The organism is Enterococcus sp. FZMF (assembly GCF_030263915.1).
GTDB classification, from domain to species: domain Bacteria; phylum Bacillota; class Bacilli; order Lactobacillales; family Enterococcaceae; genus Enterococcus_D; species Enterococcus_D casseliflavus.
On sequence record NZ_CP127160.1, the window covers coordinates 2,780,106 to 2,797,014 of the forward strand.

Sequence of the window (16,909 nt, forward strand, 5' to 3'; positions counted from 1 at the left end):
TTCTTTATTCTTCAGCTTGCACAATATTAATTTGCACGGTAAACTAACACTAATCACATCTACGAAGAGGAGAACACATGATTATCAATAAAATGGGCATACGCGAACAAAATGAAGCGGCTGTATTGAAGACGATCATTGACAATGAAAATGTGTCACGAGCGGAAGTGTCAAATTTGACCCATCTCAATAAAGCGTCTGTTTCTCAAATAACCAAAAAACTGATCGACACGGACTTCGTGCGCGAAGTCGGCATTGGTGATTCCACTTCGATCGGTGGTCGCAAACCGATTCAATTGCAATTCAATCACCGTAGCAGCTTAGCTGTTACCTTTGACATCGGCTATAACTATGTTCGAGGGATGCTCTCTTATATCAATGGCGAGATGATCGCCTCTGCCGACCATTCCCATGAATTGATCACCAAAGAAAATGTACTAGCGACGATCGATTCCATGATGAAAGAGTTTTGGCCGCAAATGCCGCAAACCACTCATGGATTAGTAGGAATCTGTTTGGCGATCCACGGCATCGTTCACAATCAGACGGTCACCTTTGCCCCCTACTACGACTTGGAACACTTTGATTTGATCGCCCCTTTGAGCCAAAAATACAATACGGCGGTCTATATAGAAAACGAAGCCAATCTGACGGCTTTAGGCGAGTACTGTTTTTCTTCTGATTCCACGAATTTACTGAGCGTCAGCGTCCATAGTGGGATCGGTGTCGGAATCATCGTTGATGGGCAGCTGCAAACCGGTACTCACGGCATGGCGGGGGAAGTTGGCCATTCTACGCTCTTTCCTCACGGCAACTTGTGCCCTTGTGGCAATCGAGGCTGCTTAGAGCAATACGCGTCGAACAAAGTCTTGTTTGACACCTACAGTCACTATACAAAAACTGCGTTCGTTAATTCGGATACCTTTGCACAAGCCTATCATGCCGGAGAAAAATCAGCAGTCGAATTGGCGCAACAAAATGTTGAGTTTCTTAGTATTGGGCTAAACAATGTCATCACTTTTTCTGATCCCGAAGAAGTCTATATCAACAGCTCGGTCTATCGCAAAATTCCTGATTTATTACTGGCGCTGCAACAAAAATTGACCAGCCAGTTCACCAAAAACACGAAGATCAAAAACAGCCGATTAGGCGATCAGGCTCCGCTGTTTGGCGGCAACGTTTTAGTGGCGAAACATTTCTTGAATATCAACGATTTGCGCTTTGCGGCACTTGATCTCTCCCATGCGATCCGTTAAATGAACGCTGGACTGAAAACTCAGTCCAGCGTTTTCTTTTGGTAAAAAGGTCTCGCTATCCTTTGAATCCTGCGACAGTTATAATACCAATTCTATACTTCAATAGAAAAAAGTCATCCAAAAACTTATTGATCGCTGACTACCTGTTTTTGCGAGATGCTATGCAGGAAAATCCGTACGATTTGATCAATCCCAAGAAAAATGATTCGCGACGAGCCAGTCTTTGACTTCCGTCAGATCAGAAAAAGTTTTCACCTGTGCAGCTACTTCTTGCTCAAGTTTTGGCTGTTTAAGCAAAGGATACTTCCCATTTTTCTTGACTGGCAAAGCACTCAAATCATCCGCAATCAGAAAAGCTGGGATCTCGGCTTGTTTTGCGGCTTTTATGCCAGCTAGAGAATCTTCTAATACCAATGCTTCTTCAGGCTTTACGCCTAAATGTTGGCAAGCTGTTAGAAAGATTTCTGGATCAGGTTTGCCCTTTCGCACTTGATCCCCAGAAACCACCGTATCAAACCAATCTGGCATCTGTTCCATTTCAAAGTACGCCTTGATTTTTTCTTTCGATGAAGAGGATGCCACGGCTATCAAGCAATCTTGTTTTTTTAATGCTTCCAACAGGTCAAGAAGGCCGGGCTTTTTGAACACCCGTTTTTCTTCAGCTAAAACCACTTCTTTCTGACGATTCATCGCTGCTCGCCACCGATCCGTTGGTACTTGATTGCCATAAAGTTCCTTCATCCCTATACGAATATCTGCTTCCGTTCTGCCAGTCAGGTAATAATAAACTTCTTGGCAAACTTCAAAATCATATTCCTCCGCGGCTCTTAAATAAGCGCGGTAAGCTAGACGACCTGTTTCAAACATCAAACCGTCCATATCAAAAATCACCAGTTTTATCTTTTTCATCCTATAGCCTCCTTTACTTTTCTGCGAATAAAAAAGCAATGGTACCAAAATCCTTTGGCACCCATTGCTTCACCTTGTTTATTTACAGCTGACTGCTCAACTTAGCAATGATTTTACATGCGCCAAATGGCTGTCAGCCTTTACCCGACCTTCTTTTACTAGTGATTCTGAAAGAATGAAGGAGCCGCCAACTGCTAGCACTTGCGGATCAGATAAATAGTCTTGCATATTTTCGAGGTTGATTCCGCCAGTTGGGACAAATCGAATATCATAAAATGGACCGCTGAGGGCTTTGATCGCCGGCAAGCCCCCGTAGATATCCGCGGGGAAAAATTTCACAACTGATAAGCCATAAGCCGCTGCTCGTTGAATGTCATTTGGGGTAGCTGTTCCTGGAAACACTGGAATGTTTTCGGCAAGACAAAATTCCACCACATCAGGTACAAGAGCAGGGGAAACAATAAAGCGCGCCCCTTTCTCAACTGCTGCTTTCGCTTGTTCTAAGGTGCGCACCGTGCCTGCGCCTACGATCAATTTGCCTGATTGAGAGAGTTTTTCAATCGCTGCTAAAGCAAGGTCACTGCGGAAGGTCACTTCAATAAAGGGTAGTTCATGTTCGATCAACAGTGATTCTACTACTGGCAAATAGGTAAGATCCGTTGCAGTGTAAAGAGGCAATACCCTTGTTTTTGCCAATTGTTCATAGAGTGTCATATACTCTTCCCTCCCTTCGTTTCCTTCGATTGCATTTGTTCTTTCAAGACGGCTTCATGAAGCCCTTGAAGATAACTGATCCCAATCGCGCGATCATACAGACCATAGCCTGGCATCGCCACTTCCCCCCAGATCGTCCGCCCGTGATCTGGACGGATGACGCCATCAAAACCGACCTCAACCAAGGCTTTCATGATGGCATACATATCTAATGATCCTTCGGTGGATAGATGGGCGGATTCTTTAAATTTACGTTCCCCCATAAACAACACATTGCGGAAATGAACAAAGTTGATGCGTCCCTTTAAGGCATGAACGATCTCCACCATGTCGTTTTCTGGATCGGCACCTAACGAACCGGTGCACAACGTCACCCCATTATAAGGCGAATCCACGATGGCCATGATTTTTTTTAAGTCCTCTAAATTTTTGGTGATTCGTGGCAAGCCAAAAATTTCCCAAGGTGGATCGTCGGGATGGATCGCCATTTTCACATCTACTTCTTCACACACAGGAATGATCCGCTTTAAGAAATAGCTTAAGTTATCAAAGAGGATCTCTTGAGTGACCCCTTCATAAGTTGCCATCAAACGCTGGAACTTTTTCAGTCGTTCTTCTTCCCAACCTGGCAATTGAAAGCCTTTTGATTGGCTATGGATCAGCGTATACATCTCACTAGGTTCCATATCATCCACAACGGCTTGATCATAGAGCAAGGAGAAGCTGCCATCCTCGTTTTGATAAAATAGATTTGTTTTGGCCCAGCCGAAGATTGGTTTGAAGCTATAGCAGATCATATGTACATCACAAGCTGCTAAATTCCGAATCGTTTGAATATATTGATCGATGTAGTGATCCCGTTCCTCTGTTCCAGCTTTGATCGCATCGTGGATCGCCACACTTTCAATCCCTAATAGCGAAAGATGCTCTTTTTCAATTGATGCTTTTAGTGCGTTGATTTCGGAAATCTCCCAGACATCTCCGGGCATTTTATTCAGAAGTGTTCCTACAATGCCGTGCATTCCTGGAATTTGTCGAATATTCGTTAACGGGATCGTATCCCCTTCCCCGTACCATCGAAACCCCCATTGCATTTGCTGTCATCCTTTCGTTTTTAAAAATCATCGTCCTCATCAGTTTCTTCGCTACTATCACCTGCTGAAGAATTGTGCCAAAGCGCTACACTATTTTCTCCTTGCTGGATTACTGCTGCCACCGCCTGTTCAATCGGTGTTGCCAAAAATTGGTGATTGATCGCTTCTAATACCATCGGCAGATTCACTCCGCCGATCACATACGTCTTTTCCTGAAGAGATTCTTCTAATTGATTGATCGTTACAACCGACTGATTGTAGGGACTCGCACTCAATAGATCAGCAAACACCACTACACCGTCCCCTTGATCTGTTTCGTGGATTGCTTCATGGATTTTGTTTCCCAGAAGTTGAATATCCTCTCCGTGGTTCAAATTAACGACCGCAATATTTTCGACACTGCCCATGATCACCTCTGCAGCATCTTTAAAACCAGTACTCAGCTGTCCGTGAGTTGCCAATACGATTCCTAACAAATGTTGTTCCTCCTTTTTCGCTTCTTAACCAAATAACGCAAGTACTTTTTGCATATTCCTACTATTCAGCTCTTTTTGCTTTAATTGTTTTCTAGGCAACACATACGTCTGATCCTGCTGCTTTTCTGCACAAAACAGATAGTTGATGCTGCCCATCGCTTCACTACTGTGTTCGATCGCCAGCTGCTGCAGTTGCCCTTCATTGAATTGCTTGCCGATAGCTCGAATCGGAGCATCGGCGCCGATAGAATCTAAATAATAAATCTTCGCATTCGGCCCTACTGAATCACGTAACACTTCCAACCCGCGTTCTCCAAAACTTCCTTCATCAAGAAACGCAAAAGCAGTCGCTGTTTGACTGTTTTGACTGATCAGTGACAGCAGCGCTAAGATAGAGGACGTATTGCGGGTCAGATTTTGCTCAAATCCAGCTCCGCGGCTTACGCGATTTAATAGCAGAAAATAAATACCGACTCCTAAAGCAAAAAGCGCTGTTTGCCATGACAACAAGGGAAATCTCCCTGAGGCAAAGTGGATATAAAGCCAGGTACCAAACACCCCAAAAAGAATCATCACTGCTGAAGCAGTCAGAATAAATTGATTTGTTTTGCGCCCTTGCTCCTGCCGATCAAAAAAATGGTAATCGCCGAAATGCTGTGGCGGTGTATCATAATATGTGCAGATGATCCGTTTTGCTTTGGTCAGATCGCCAACATACAAATTGCGTGAGGCGTTTTTTTTCGTGTGATCATACTCGATCACCTGAAGATCTTTGCGAAACGGAATGATATCTGCGATGAGTGCCTTCAAAAATCTTTGTTTGCTTTTATCCGTGGAACGCGATCGGTAGACATACCGATAACGAAAAAGCCAATCACGAAATGTTTCTGTTTGATTCATGGCGGATTCTCCTATTCACAAATTACTGACAAGGAAGGAGGAACTCTATTTTTTATAAGATCCTCCGCCTTCCTCTTCAACAGATGACGAACGCGCTCAATGATTACAAATTGAACTGCTTCAACACATCTTTAAGCGTTGATTTCGGTGCAGAAGGTGTTGCTTGAAAATAGATTGATTCCACACCGTACGCTTCGTTCATTTCTTTGAGTTTTTGCGCATCAGCTTGATTTAAATAAACAGATTTTGTTACCAAGAGATCTTTCTCGGGATCTTTTTGGGCGATACCGCCTATGTTCAATTCTTTCATTGGCACGCCGTGTTTGACTAAGTCGTACATCACACTGACGGTTTTAGCGATCAAAATACAGTTGTAATCTTTGAAGTTGTATTCATCCCAGTAAAATTTGGCTTTTTCTGGTGTAACGACGATCGTTTTTTGCCCTGTGCGGCTACCGGCATTTTTGTATAATTCCCGCATGAACTTATCCTTAGCTACTACCTCATCCACTACAAAAATCGAGTTGACTCCGCTTTTTTGTGACAAAGTCATCATGACCTGCCCATGGATCAATCGTTCATCTACTCGTGCTAAATTTACTACACCCATTTTTTCCACTTCCTTTTCTTATAAAATACCGACACCGGCTAAAATAATCAGAATCAAGGTCAGCCATAGTAATGCTTGCGTGACTTTTAATCCTTTCTTTGTATAGAACCAGTAGACGCCCATTACAACTGCTAACGGCAAAATCCCTGGTACAATCTGATCAAGGATATCTTGGATAATAAATTCTCGTCCAGAAATATCAAACTGTAGCGAAGAACTGACTTTGACATAGTTTCCAGCCAGAACCCCCATCATAAATAAACCGAGAACCGACAGTGTTTCAATTGCGGTTTGGACGCCTGTACTCTGCATCAAACCAGTTGCATTGCGCCCCATCGAAAATGCTTGACGGGCGAAAAACATTCCTAGAGAAACTTGATACAGTGCAAAGCAAATGAATGGGAACAACGCACCTAGTGGACTTCCTTGCTGTGCCCAAGGAACAGCAATCGCAATAAAGATATATTGAACGGTTCCTGAGTCGATGGCATCTCCGATTCCTGCTAAAGCACCCATCAAACCAGCTTTCGTGTTGTACATTAGATCATCTTGCATCAAAATCTCTTTTTTCTCATGCTCTTCCTCGGCCCGCTGTTGTTCCATTGATGACATCAGCCCAGTGATGACTCCGCCACCCCAACTCAGCTGGGTATTGAAAAACAGCAGTTGGCGTTTGTAGGCAGCTTTCAGTGCCTCATCGTCTTTGTAAAGTTTGCGCAAAATCGGCATCATGGCGTATAAAAGCGAGGGTGATAAATACCGTTCAAATGAATGCGGGATCTCATTGGCGAAATGCCATCTTAGGTATGCTTTTGTGACATCTTTCTTCGTGATTTCTTCTGGTGCGCCTTGCGCTTTTTGAATTGTTTCGGTCATTACTGCTCCTCCTTATCGATTAGAACCCGTCATCATAGTCATCGTCATCATCAAAGGATGGTGATGCTGTATTCGTTTCTGGGGCTGGGACCAATTTTCCTTTTTGTGACTGAACAAAAATCAACGCGATCAAAATGCCAAAAATCGCATAGGTGACCATGGTAATTTCCAGCGAACTGAAAACTACACTCATGAAATAGGCCAAGAAGAAAAAGACCATATAATCTTTTCGACCGATCACATAGACGGTAGTTGCAATCCCGATCGCTGCCAATCCTCCGCCGACTACTTCTAAAATATGAATAACGACTGTCCCCTCAAGAGCATTGATGACATCAGCAATCAGTGGAGCGCCTAAATAAAGTGCAATAAATACCAGCGGAACAAATAAAATAAATGAAGCCAGCGTTGGGTATAAAATAATTGAACGCGTCATTGCCTTGGCATTAAGATCTTCTACTGCTTTATCCGTATACTTTCCTAAGAAGGTATTGATAAAGAAACGGAACTGATACAAATAACTCCCTAGCAACCCAACAGGAACGGCAACAGCAATCGCTGCTTCTGGTTGCAGATTTCCTAGCAAAGCTACCGGTACGGCAATCGCCGCAGCAATCGAAGGTTCCGCTGGCATGGATCCGCCAGGAGAAAATACCCCCATGTAAATCATTTGTAAAGCGGCAGTAACGATCATGGCTTGAGCCACATTTCCCATCACCAGTCCGACAACTAATCCCGTCATCAATGGTGAAAAACGTAAAGTCAGTGTGGCGCCTCCGCCGAGCCAACGAGACATGACTGCTGCAACCCATAGCGCAATCAGTAAACTTTGTGTAACACTTAATGTATCCATTTTTCCTCCTCCTAAACTTCTTTCAAATAGTTTTCTAAATCAAGAACAGCTTCTTTCAAGCGTTCTTTGGTGATTAAGACTGGGATCAAGTGTACTTTTTCTTTCGAATCTATGAACTGCACCAACTGATCGATGACTTGTGCATCTTCAGGAAAAATACCCATTTGATGTAAACTCATTGGTAAGTGCAATTCTTGATAAAAGGGGATCAACTGATCGATGACCGTCCATTTTTCTTCAAGGGCTAATTGATAAAACATCCCATAGGCAACCTTTTCCCCGTGAAGAAAACGATGACTTTCAGGCAGATATTTACTGATGGCATCATGCATCGCATGCGCCGCTGCATTGCGGGCATATTTATCGCCTAGCCCGCCTACCATTCCAGCAACTGCAATAACGATCTCCGACAAGTGACAAAAGGCGTCTGTCACTTCCTGCCGCTTCATATCTTCAATCGCTTGTTTCGATTGTGTCAAAATAGCTGTTTCGCATAATTTTGCTGTATAGCCTGCCATTTGCAAGAAGGGCTCATTTTTCAAATGTGGTTGGGCTAAGATTGCTTCCGATTCAATCCACTTTGCCAACGTATCTGCTAAACCGGCGATGAAGTAGGAGACTGGTGCATCGATCACTAACGTCGGATCGGTAATCAAAAAAGCAGCCTGTCTTAAATAGTGTTCCGACTTTCCTTCAGATTCTCCCGACTCTTTATACATGACAGACAAGGGTGTCCATGGTGCACAATTACTGGCCAATGTTGGGATCAGTCCAAAGGGTCGATTGACTACATGTGCTGCATATCCCACTAAGTCGGCTAACTTCCCGCCGCCAACCCCCAGAATAAAATCGATCGCCAGTTCTTCAACAAGATCAGCAATCAGCCCAGCGCCATAATAGCTGCATTCTCCCGTGTAGCGATGATAAAAAATTTCCAAATGCGCATCTTCTATAAAGAGTAATTTTGGTTTTGCTTTTTCCCATGAAACCGTTCCATGTACGAGCAGCAGTCGTTTTACTTTGTACTCTTTTAATACTTCCGGCACATAGTCGATCGCGCCTTCATGGTAACGATAAACTTGCGGTCCAACCTTTACTTTTAAATCCGTTAGCACGAGTTTCACTCTCCTTTATACAGCCAAAAACCGACTTTCCGCTTGAACAGCACGGTCTGGCAGCAGCCCCTTAACGATTCGTTCAATATCCGTTACACATTTGTTTCCCATCTCTTCTAAGCATTCCATAGTATAAGCCGATGTATGCGGTGTCATAACTACATTTTCAAAAGCTAAATACGGATGATCTTTATGACCAGGCTCTTCCTCTAAGACATCGGTGGCAAGACCAGCGATTTTCCCACTTTTTAATCCGCTTACAATTGCCTCTTCATTCAAAAGGGCGCCACGGGCACTATTGGAGAGATATACTTGATCTTTCATTTTTGAAATTTCTTCAAAGGAAATCATATGATAATTTTCCTCCGTCAAGTTAGCACATAGACAAATAATATCTGATTTTGCTAGTAGCTCGTCTAGCTCGACTTTTTTTCCGCCATAGCTTTGAATATGCAAAGCGGACTTATATGGATCGTATGCCAAAACCTCGCAGCGGAAACCATTTCTCAATATTTCTACTACACAACTTCCAGTATTGCCGACACCGATCACCCCTACCGTCTTGTTAAATAATGCGCGTCCGACAAAGTTCGCTCGTTTTTCCCATTGATCTTCGCGGACCTTTGTATTCGATTCAACTGTACAGCGCAGAAGCGCCAATAGATTGGTCACATTATTTTCTGCTACTGCATCTCGCTCGACCAAAGCTGGAATGATCGAAACAATCGTTTGGTGGTCCTTCGCTGCTTCTAAATCAATATTGTTATAGCCGATCCCATGGCGTGTGATCAGTAGCAATTCATCTTTGTACTCAAAAAACTCTTTGGTAAAAAATGGGGTAACACTTGCTATAATGATGTTGTATCCCTTAAGCTTTTCTGCCAATTCTTTCCCATTGATTTCGCTATCGAACGTGAAATGACTGACAGTTCCGATTGCTTTCAACCGCTCGATATGTTGCGGAAAGATTTTTCCAAAGCTGCTGGAATTCACTATAGCGATCTTAAACTGTTCCATATTCTTCCTCCTTACTCTTTTGCAACAATCTCGTGACCACCAAAACCATTCCTTAGCGCAGAGACGACTTTTGCTGAGAAACTGTCTTCTTCTTGGGACAAATTTCTCATAAACAAACTCATAGCGATCGTCGGTACAGCAACATTCATCTCCAAAGCCGTTTCCACTGTCCACCTAGCTTCACCAGAAGCTGCAACAACCCCGCGATATTCCTCCAACTTAGGGCTCTCATTAAATTGGGCCGCTGCGATTTCCATCAGCCAGCTGCGAATAACCGATCCATGATTCCATACCTCTGCGACGGAAGCCAAATCAAAGTCATAGGCACTTTGTTCAATCAATTGAAAGCCTTCACCGATGGCTTGCATCATTCCGTATTCGATACCGTTATGGACCATCTTTAGAAAATGACCGCTTCCTGATTCCCCTGCATAAAGGTAGCCTCCTAAAACAGCCACATCTGCAAACAAAGATTCCACCTCTGAAAAAGCGATTTCATTCCCGCCAATCATCAAACATGCATCTTTTCTAGCTCCGGAAACCCCACCAGAAGTCCCACAATCAAAGTAATGCACCTCTTTTTCTTTAAACCAGGCTGCTCGGCGAATCGAATCTTTGTAATTAGAATTTCCGCCTTCAATCACGATGTCTTTCGCTGATACAAGGGGCCATAGTTCTTCAAGAATCCCCTCAGTCACAGTTCCCGCAGGAAGCATCAACCATAAAACCCGTCGGCCGCTAAAAGAATTCGTCAAATCAGCTAGCGTTTGATAGAGTGTAATTCCAGCTTCTTGCGCTGTTTTCTGCGCATGTATCGAAAGATCCAGCCCTTTTACTTGATAACCTTGATCTTTTAAATTGAGGGCCAAGTTCAATCCCATTTTTCCAAGTCCGATAATTCCTATCTCCATGATAGCGCCTCCATTTCATACTTTCATTATACAAAAAAATATTTTTTTGTAAACACAAAAAATAAAAATAATTTTTATTTGCTTTTTTTCTTTAAAAGAGGTAACGTAACAATACAAAGATAATAATGTTCATATAAAGGAGGTAACCGTCTTTGACTGTTTCGATTCGCCTGCAAATAAAAACGCTTTATAAAGACTTAAGTCTCAAAGAACAAGCGATTGCCGACTACATTTTGGAAAATCCTAGTAAAGTCAGCCACAGTTCAATCAGTGATTTATCCAATAAATTAGGCATCGCTGATTCGACCTTTTTTCAATTCACAAAAAAACTCGGTTACAACGGATTTAAAGACTTCAAAATGGCAATGCTGATGCAGGAAAATGATTTTTCTGCCATTTCGATCCATGAAAATATCCAGAAGTCTGATAATGAATTGACTATGGCTCAAAAAGTATTTGATTCCAATATGACCACATTGACTGATACCAAAAATCTTTTGAAAGAAGAAGATTTAAAGCTTGCTGCTGCAATTATCAATCAATCTAAACGACTTTTTTTCTTCGGCGTTGGTGGTTCAGAGATCGTGGCAACCGATGCCTATCACAAATTTTTGCGCTCGCCGATCACTGTTTTTCACAGCAGTGATTATCACATCCAACTGATGGAGGCTTCATTGTTGACGCCAGATGATTGCGGCATTTTTATCTCTCATACTGGAAAATCAAGAGAAACCATTGAACTAGCTCAAGTTGCCAAAAACAATGGTGCCAAAATTATCGTCATTACTAGCCATGCTGCTTCCCCTTTAGCCAAACTCGGCGACGTGGTTTTCATCTCTATTTCCGAAGAAACTGAGTTTCGCTCAGAGGCATTGGCATCCAGAATCGCTCAACTGAGCATCATGGATTCCCTCTATGTCATCTTAATGTTTATTAATCGAGACAAAGCACAACAATCGATTGCCAAAATTCGGCGCTCCATTTCAAAAATCAAAGAACCCTGAGAAGGGAAGAAAAAACTTAGATTTTTCTGCGTTTCGCTAATTCTTTTGTGAATCACAGTTGATATGCAAAAAAACTTGTGCTTTTTTCTGTACTCTTCGTTGGTTTCTTATCAACTTTTTCAGTTCTGAATCTCAAATGCGCTGAGCCTGCCAAAAATCTTGTCCCTTACTCTCGCAAAAAACCACATCACAAAGCTATCCGCTCTGTAATGTGGTTTTTTAAGACTATCTTTTTTTAGGTAAATCAATAACGACTAGACACAATCTCTGCTCCAAAGGGCATCAACGCTAAGCGCGCCATCTTCAATGATTGCGCCGCAAATGGAATGCCGATGATCGTGATGGCTAGAATGACTGCGCTAGCTAAATGTCCTAAAGCCAGTGGTATACCAGAAAAAATCAACCATAAAATATTTAGAATCACGGACACGCCACCGCCACGGTAAGCGATGTCTTTCCCAAATGGTGCGAGTGACAACGTCGCAAACTTAAAACATTGCAGACCAATGGGAATGCCGATGATGGTGATACACCATAAACACCCAGCCAAAAACCATGAGATCGCACCGATCAAGCCGCCAAAGACAAACCAAATCACGTTGCCTAAAAAATTCATCTGATTGCCCTCCTTCTTTTTTAATAAAGACTGCTCCTGTTTTAGCAAAGAAAGCAGAGGACATTGATAGCACTCAGACGTGCGCTATCGTCTGATGCTCCTTCCCCTGCGCGCTTCTCTTTTTTCTTAATACAAGCAAAATGTGTTATTTTGTAAAATGCTTATTGCCCAGAATCAACGGTTGATTCGCTGCTATTGTTGGACTCATTTGAGTCATTACCGAAGACACCGGTGATCGAAGACCAGATGCCGCTAAAGAAGCTCTTGATATTTTCCCAAAGGCCCTTAGAGGTTTCTTCGATTTGCTTGCGGGCTTCTGACAGATCCAATTCTTTGATGAAGTCATCGAAGATATTATTGTCTCGCATGTCGCTCATCAAAGAGGTCAATTCAGAAATTTGATTTTCCGTAACGATTCCTTCAAGTCCGTTGTCTTTCAAGGCTTTTTCTACTGTCTCTTGAATATCTGCTTGGGTTAATTCCGTACCATCTGCAGTTTGAGCAGCCAAATCGGTTTTCGCTTGTTCTTGCGCTGCATTCAAAGCTTCATCGGAATAGCCTTCTTTGTCTTTATTCTCTTCGGTGATCGTAGACAGCACATCCATCTCATCTTGAGCTATGGCTACTCGATTCTGATTGATGACACCGCCTGATTCTTCAACGATTTTGTATACCCCAGCTAAAGCTCCGGAACCGTCGATCGGTACGGCAGAAGCGACCGTTAGCTTCGCATCAGTGATCCCTGCCGTCAGCGCTGCATTTTGGTACTGGGCTGCAGTGATGCGGGTAATGTTATCTGGTGTCGCGATATCGACAGTGATTCCTGCCCCGCTTTCTAGCGTCTGCATTCTGACCGAGCTATAGACCGCCCAATCTGCAGTAAAGCCGCCATCGGGAATGTATTTCATCAAGTCATTACCGTTTGTCGTATAAATCGGTGTTTCGCCTTGGATGCCTAAGCGTTCCAGTGTGTAGTCTTCTTGTGCTTTCGTCAAGGCATTTCCGATCGCCACGGCATTGACTTGCAAACGATCTGAACTGCTGTCAGAAGTACTTGTTTGACTATCGGTAGTGGCTGTCGTTGCGGTAGAATTGCTCGTTGCAGTGGAACTGCTGGTCGTTGAATTGGTTTCGTCAGCAAAAACTTGTGGTGCTGCTAATAAAACTTGGCTAGATACCAAGAGAGTCGCTAAAATCATCGCTGGTTTTCGAGTCTGTTTTTTCATCACTATATCCTCCAAGTGTTGATCTCTTTTTCAGGGGTTTTTTCCCTCTTACTGCTGTTATTGTACTATAGGTTTTCTTGCAAAGCCTACGTCTAGGGTCTGAAATGAAGAAAAACTTAGAACTCTGCTGCTATTAAAAAAAGGTGCAATTTGGTATTATCCTTGGTACAGCAATACTTTAGACGCTTTTCTTTTCATCAACTGTTTTTTTTTGCAAAACCAACAGTATAGGATTTCAAACGGCTGCCCACTTTCCTCAAACCAAGAAAGGCTCCCGTTAAAGCTATCGTATAAAAGAACAACGGAAACCCTGCGAGTGAAAAAAAGACCTTCCCGGTTTCTAGAAACAGCGGGTGACTCAGAAAGATCAATCGACTAGCCTCAGCTGCTTGTTTTGCTTGCCAAGTCCGCTTTGGGGGTTGCTGCTTGATCAGCCAAGCAAGGAAAAAAAGAGTCGTCGGCACAAAAAACAGCATGAAATTCTTATCGTCCCCCTGATTGAGATACACCAGTCGACCTTCAATGCCTAATAAGCAAAGAGAGACCGCGAGTTTTCTACCAAGATGCTTCGTAAAAAAAGGGTGTTTTTGGTGTTCTCTTAAACAAACCCCACACAGTAAAAATAAAAACCCATAAAAGAGTCCGTTTCTCGTTGTAAAAAATAGTGTCCGATAGCTTTGATAGCATACCAATAAAGGTCCACTTAAATAACTGCTGTACGTTTCAAGACAGCCAATCACATACAAACTGATCGCCAGTAAAAACTGCCGCCGATAGCCAAGAAAGCGAGTTTTTCGTACTAACCACATGCCAAAGAGCAACGCTGGAAAATACCAAAGATGGTACCAGACCCCTACTGTAAAAAAGCCAGTAGCCAAACCGATGACCCGTAATGAATCAGCAAGATTTTGCTGCCCTAAGTAAAACCAGCCTAAGGGAAGATACACGATCGACCAACGCAAATAAAGCTTGAGTTGTCGTTTGCACCATTGCTGCCATGAACAGGTACTCTTTTGAAAAAAATAGCCATTCAGCAGCAGAAAAAAAGGAACCGCCAAACGACATAAGAGACTCTTTAACAAAAAATGAAACCCGTTGTTTTCTGCCAGTCGGCCACAATGAACGAGAATCACCAATAATGAAGCGATGAATTGGATGTAGCCAATTGGAACCATAGGTTGTTTTGTCTTCATTCGATCGTTTCTCCTTTCTCCGTCAAATTTGATCAAACATACTTCACTCTACTGGTCCTTTCTTTTTGTGACCAGCACGGAAAGCTTCCAAGATAGAAAGGCAGCGCAACAAGTAGAAACATTGATAAATAAAGATGTTACCCTTTGTTGCATCGCTAATTTCATAGATCCTCGTTCGCATAGAAAAGAGTTTGCTATAATATAAGAAGAATGATGGAGGCAAAACAGACACATGGATATTGGGAAAATTATCAAAGAAGAACGCACCAAACGAAATCTCACACAAGAACAATTGGCGCAGGAATTTTTTGTCACTCGGCAACTGATTTCAAAATGGGAAAACGGCAAGAGCTATCCTGATCTAGACCAAGTAGTCAAGCTGAGCAGCTATTTTGAATTGACCTTGGACTATTTATTAAAAGAAGATCAGCAGATGGTCCAAGAACTTAATCTGACCACCCACCGCAAACGAATTGGCCTCGTATTGATCGCCCTTTTGACTATTCTCAGTATTAGCTTAAGTACGATTTTGTTGGCAGCATTTTGGATCGATCCAGTCTTTTTTACAAAAGAAGACCTAACGATCACTTCTATAAAAAAGTATCGCTTGCCTGCCACTGAGATAACGAATGAGGCAACCGGACAAGTGATTCAACTACCTGAAGATACGGAATACTTGATCACTTATACGATCGATCGGCCGCTGGTAAAAACGGATCGTCTGTCGGGTTATAAAGAATACAGCAGCGAAAATGCCAGCCAATTAACGGCTTTGGGTCATCGCGGTTTTCATTTTGGCGCGCAAACAAGCAAAATCGTCATTCGCAGCAATCGCGAAGACAATTTAGCTGCACCAGAATTAAATGCAGGCAAGGATCTTTATCTTCGTAATATGAATAAAGCGCGCGTCTATCAAAAATCTGCAGCTGGTGTCGCATTTTCTATCGAAGATGAAGGCGACCTCCTCTTTACTGCAGAAGAACTGGCGCAATTGCCCTTTGAACAAGGACAGCTGCCAGAGTAAACAAAAACCACCGAATCGTTTTGATTTGGTGGTTTTTTGCTGACTTTCTTATCCTAGCAAGATCATTGCGATCGCCGCCAAGGCGTTGTTGAGAAAATGCATGGCGATGGCTGTTTCTAGACGCTTAGTTTTTACATAAATCAACGCCATGATCAGTCCCATAGCACCATAAATCAAAAACTCGATCAGATTGGTGACGGAATGGATGATACTAAAAACCGCTACACTTGAAATGATCCCGACTATTGGGTATTTCTCGAATAAAAGGCCAATAAACCCACCACGAAAAACGATCTCTTCCATAATTGGCGCAGCAACAGCGATCAATAAAAAGATCAAAAGCGGATTTTCGCCTGTAAACAGTTCCCCTAACAATGCATCATTGGCGGTCGCCTCTTGATCGGATATATGCTGCAGATAGAGCGTTCCGCCAACTGCAACGACTCGACCTAAAACAAAACCACCGACGATCCATAACCAATTTTTCTTCGTTGACCAGCCAAAGTCAAAGGTGGCAAGTCCTAACTTTTTAGCCAAAAACATCAGTAGACCAATGTTTGCCAAAAGCAAGGCAATCAACCCATAGCTGATCATCGCAGGAATCGTCGGTTCTCCTGCTTCCAAATAATAGATTTTTACCACGCTAAATGCGGTCATCCCTACTTGACTAAGTAAGAATAAGCCAATCAAAATAAAGACATTCTTTACTGCTTTCATGCTCTCCTCCATTGTTTGCTCATTGCATTTTTCAGGATCGGGTTACGACAGATCATGACACAGCCCATCATTTGGTTCCCCATGTTTCCAGAAAATGCTTAGCCACTATCAGCTGCTTATAATGATACTTAGTTTCCTCATTATTTACAACTAATAAAAAATAAAAATAGTTATTTTGCTCATTTTATCGAACAAACCACGCTTTTTTCATTCCTATTCTTTTCAAAAAAAATATAAGTAATGTTTGAAAAAAGCGCTCTCTTATGCTACACTGTTCCTACTTTTGTTTGGCTGACGAACCGCTGCCCCAACCATGTTCGTTTGGACCAACTCGTCGCGAGTATTCGATTTCGAATGCTCTTTTTGTCGCGTTTGTCAAAAGAAAGTGAGTGAATCCA

General features: G+C 42.7%; 18 protein-coding genes. 3 read left to right on the plus strand and 15 right to left on the minus strand.

What is annotated here, in order from left to right; translation table 11 throughout:
* Positions 1-77 precede the first annotated feature (77 nt).
* Positions 78-1,256, plus strand: a complete 1,179-nt coding sequence (locus tag QN079_RS13525; RefSeq protein WP_289229940.1) for an ROK family transcriptional regulator — start codon at positions 78-80, stop codon at positions 1,254-1,256.
* 186 nt (positions 1,257-1,442) lie between these two features.
* Here QN079_RS13525 and QN079_RS13530 read toward each other — a convergent pair whose 3' ends face one another.
* The 11 genes from QN079_RS13530 to gnd form a co-directional block, all read right to left on the minus strand.
* Complete coding sequence (locus tag QN079_RS13530; RefSeq protein ID WP_289229941.1) at positions 1,443-2,165, minus strand: HAD family hydrolase; 723 nt, start codon at positions 2,163-2,165, stop codon at positions 1,443-1,445.
* A gap of 96 nt (positions 2,166-2,261) precedes the next feature.
* Positions 2,262-2,879, minus strand: a complete 618-nt coding sequence (locus QN079_RS13535; protein WP_289229942.1) for a bifunctional 4-hydroxy-2-oxoglutarate aldolase/2-dehydro-3-deoxy-phosphogluconate aldolase — start codon at positions 2,877-2,879, stop codon at positions 2,262-2,264.
* On the minus strand, positions 2,876-3,973 hold the full coding sequence (gene uxuA / locus QN079_RS13540; protein WP_289229943.1) for a mannonate dehydratase: 1,098 nt from the start codon (positions 3,971-3,973) through the stop codon (positions 2,876-2,878). The genes QN079_RS13535 and uxuA overlap by 4 nt, the downstream gene beginning before the upstream one ends.
* A gap of 20 nt (positions 3,974-3,993) precedes the next feature.
* The gene (locus QN079_RS13545) at positions 3,994-4,449 is read right to left on the minus strand and encodes a PTS sugar transporter subunit IIA (RefSeq protein WP_289229944.1); all 456 of its coding nucleotides are present in this window, start codon (positions 4,447-4,449) and stop codon (positions 3,994-3,996) included.
* A gap of 24 nt (positions 4,450-4,473) precedes the next feature.
* On the minus strand, positions 4,474-5,349 hold the full coding sequence (locus tag QN079_RS13550; protein ID WP_289229945.1) for an MATE family efflux transporter: 876 nt from the start codon (positions 5,347-5,349) through the stop codon (positions 4,474-4,476).
* 103 nt (positions 5,350-5,452) lie between these two features.
* Positions 5,453-5,959 (minus strand): PTS sugar transporter subunit IIB, encoded by a 507-nt coding sequence (locus QN079_RS13555; protein ID WP_005228434.1) that lies wholly within the window; start codon positions 5,957-5,959, stop codon positions 5,453-5,455.
* A gap of 18 nt (positions 5,960-5,977) precedes the next feature.
* Positions 5,978-6,835, minus strand: coding sequence for a PTS system mannose/fructose/sorbose family transporter subunit IID (locus QN079_RS13560; RefSeq protein WP_074535421.1), 858 nt, complete (start codon positions 6,833-6,835; stop codon positions 5,978-5,980).
* 19 nt (positions 6,836-6,854) lie between these two features.
* Complete coding sequence (locus QN079_RS13565) at positions 6,855-7,688, minus strand: PTS mannose/fructose/sorbose/N-acetylgalactosamine transporter subunit IIC (protein WP_005228432.1); 834 nt, start codon at positions 7,686-7,688, stop codon at positions 6,855-6,857.
* An 11-nt stretch (positions 7,689-7,699) separates the two neighbouring features.
* Positions 7,700-8,803: an iron-containing alcohol dehydrogenase family protein gene (locus QN079_RS13570; protein WP_289229946.1), complete on the minus strand. Its 1,104-nt coding sequence runs from the start codon at positions 8,801-8,803 to the stop codon at positions 7,700-7,702.
* Positions 8,804-8,818: 15 nt separating this feature from the next.
* On the minus strand, positions 8,819-9,820 hold the full coding sequence (locus QN079_RS13575; RefSeq protein WP_010749950.1) for a D-isomer specific 2-hydroxyacid dehydrogenase family protein: 1,002 nt from the start codon (positions 9,818-9,820) through the stop codon (positions 8,819-8,821).
* A gap of 11 nt (positions 9,821-9,831) precedes the next feature.
* Positions 9,832-10,731 (minus strand): phosphogluconate dehydrogenase (NAD(+)-dependent, decarboxylating), encoded by a 900-nt coding sequence (gene gnd / locus QN079_RS13580; protein WP_005228429.1) that lies wholly within the window; start codon positions 10,729-10,731, stop codon positions 9,832-9,834.
* Between the two features lie 152 nt (positions 10,732-10,883).
* Between gnd and QN079_RS13585 the strand changes: the two genes are divergently transcribed.
* Positions 10,884-11,735, plus strand: coding sequence for a MurR/RpiR family transcriptional regulator (locus QN079_RS13585; protein WP_289229947.1), 852 nt, complete (start codon positions 10,884-10,886; stop codon positions 11,733-11,735).
* 244 nt (positions 11,736-11,979) lie between these two features.
* On the opposite strand, the gene QN079_RS13590 is transcribed toward QN079_RS13585, so the two are convergent.
* The 3 genes from QN079_RS13590 to QN079_RS13600 all read right to left on the minus strand — a co-directional run bounded on the left by QN079_RS13590 (position 11,980) and on the right by QN079_RS13600 (position 14,770).
* A complete protein-coding gene (locus QN079_RS13590; protein WP_060791455.1) occupies positions 11,980-12,351 on the minus strand; it encodes a YccF domain-containing protein in 372 nt (123 codons plus the stop codon).
* A gap of 161 nt (positions 12,352-12,512) precedes the next feature.
* Positions 12,513-13,577, minus strand: coding sequence for a DUF1002 domain-containing protein (locus tag QN079_RS13595; RefSeq protein ID WP_289229948.1), 1,065 nt, complete (start codon positions 13,575-13,577; stop codon positions 12,513-12,515).
* Between the two features lie 197 nt (positions 13,578-13,774).
* Positions 13,775-14,770 (minus strand): acyltransferase family protein, encoded by a 996-nt coding sequence (locus tag QN079_RS13600; RefSeq protein ID WP_289229949.1) that lies wholly within the window; start codon positions 14,768-14,770, stop codon positions 13,775-13,777.
* Between the two features lie 232 nt (positions 14,771-15,002).
* Between QN079_RS13600 and QN079_RS13605 the strand changes: the two genes are divergently transcribed.
* Positions 15,003-15,794, plus strand: a complete 792-nt coding sequence (locus QN079_RS13605) for a helix-turn-helix domain-containing protein (RefSeq protein WP_015510303.1) — start codon at positions 15,003-15,005, stop codon at positions 15,792-15,794.
* A 48-nt stretch (positions 15,795-15,842) separates the two neighbouring features.
* Here QN079_RS13605 and QN079_RS13610 read toward each other — a convergent pair whose 3' ends face one another.
* Entirely contained in the window at positions 15,843-16,511 is a 669-nt protein-coding gene (locus QN079_RS13610; RefSeq protein ID WP_142964563.1) for a CPBP family intramembrane glutamic endopeptidase, read from the minus strand.
* Positions 16,512-16,909: the final 398 nt, after the last annotated feature.

Coding starts and splice junctions, on each gene's coding strand:
- QN079_RS13525 (WP_289229940.1), top strand. CDS start 78: ATGATTATCAATAAAATGGGCATACGCGAACAAAATGAAGCGGCTGTA.
- QN079_RS13530 (WP_289229941.1), bottom strand. CDS start 2,165: ATGAAAAAGATAAAACTGGTGATTTTTGATATGGACGGTTTGATGTTT.
- QN079_RS13535 (WP_289229942.1), bottom strand. CDS start 2,879: ATGACACTCTATGAACAATTGGCAAAAACAAGGGTATTGCCTCTTTAC.
- uxuA (WP_289229943.1), bottom strand. CDS start 3,973: ATGCAATGGGGGTTTCGATGGTACGGGGAAGGGGATACGATCCCGTTA.
- QN079_RS13550 (WP_289229945.1), bottom strand. CDS start 5,349: ATGAATCAAACAGAAACATTTCGTGATTGGCTTTTTCGTTATCGGTAT.
- QN079_RS13555 (WP_005228434.1), bottom strand. CDS start 5,959: ATGGGTGTAGTAAATTTAGCACGAGTAGATGAACGATTGATCCATGGG.
- QN079_RS13560 (WP_074535421.1), bottom strand. CDS start 6,835: ATGACCGAAACAATTCAAAAAGCGCAAGGCGCACCAGAAGAAATCACG.
- QN079_RS13565 (WP_005228432.1), bottom strand. CDS start 7,688: ATGGATACATTAAGTGTTACACAAAGTTTACTGATTGCGCTATGGGTT.
- QN079_RS13575 (WP_010749950.1), bottom strand. CDS start 9,820: ATGGAACAGTTTAAGATCGCTATAGTGAATTCCAGCAGCTTTGGAAAA.
- gnd (WP_005228429.1), bottom strand. CDS start 10,731: ATGGAGATAGGAATTATCGGACTTGGAAAAATGGGATTGAACTTGGCC.
- QN079_RS13590 (WP_060791455.1), bottom strand. CDS start 12,351: ATGAATTTTTTAGGCAACGTGATTTGGTTTGTCTTTGGCGGCTTGATC.
- QN079_RS13595 (WP_289229948.1), bottom strand. CDS start 13,577: ATGAAAAAACAGACTCGAAAACCAGCGATGATTTTAGCGACTCTCTTG.
- QN079_RS13600 (WP_289229949.1), bottom strand. CDS start 14,770: ATGAAGACAAAACAACCTATGGTTCCAATTGGCTACATCCAATTCATC.
- QN079_RS13605 (WP_015510303.1), top strand. CDS start 15,003: ATGGATATTGGGAAAATTATCAAAGAAGAACGCACCAAACGAAATCTC.
- QN079_RS13610 (WP_142964563.1), bottom strand. CDS start 16,511: ATGAAAGCAGTAAAGAATGTCTTTATTTTGATTGGCTTATTCTTACTT.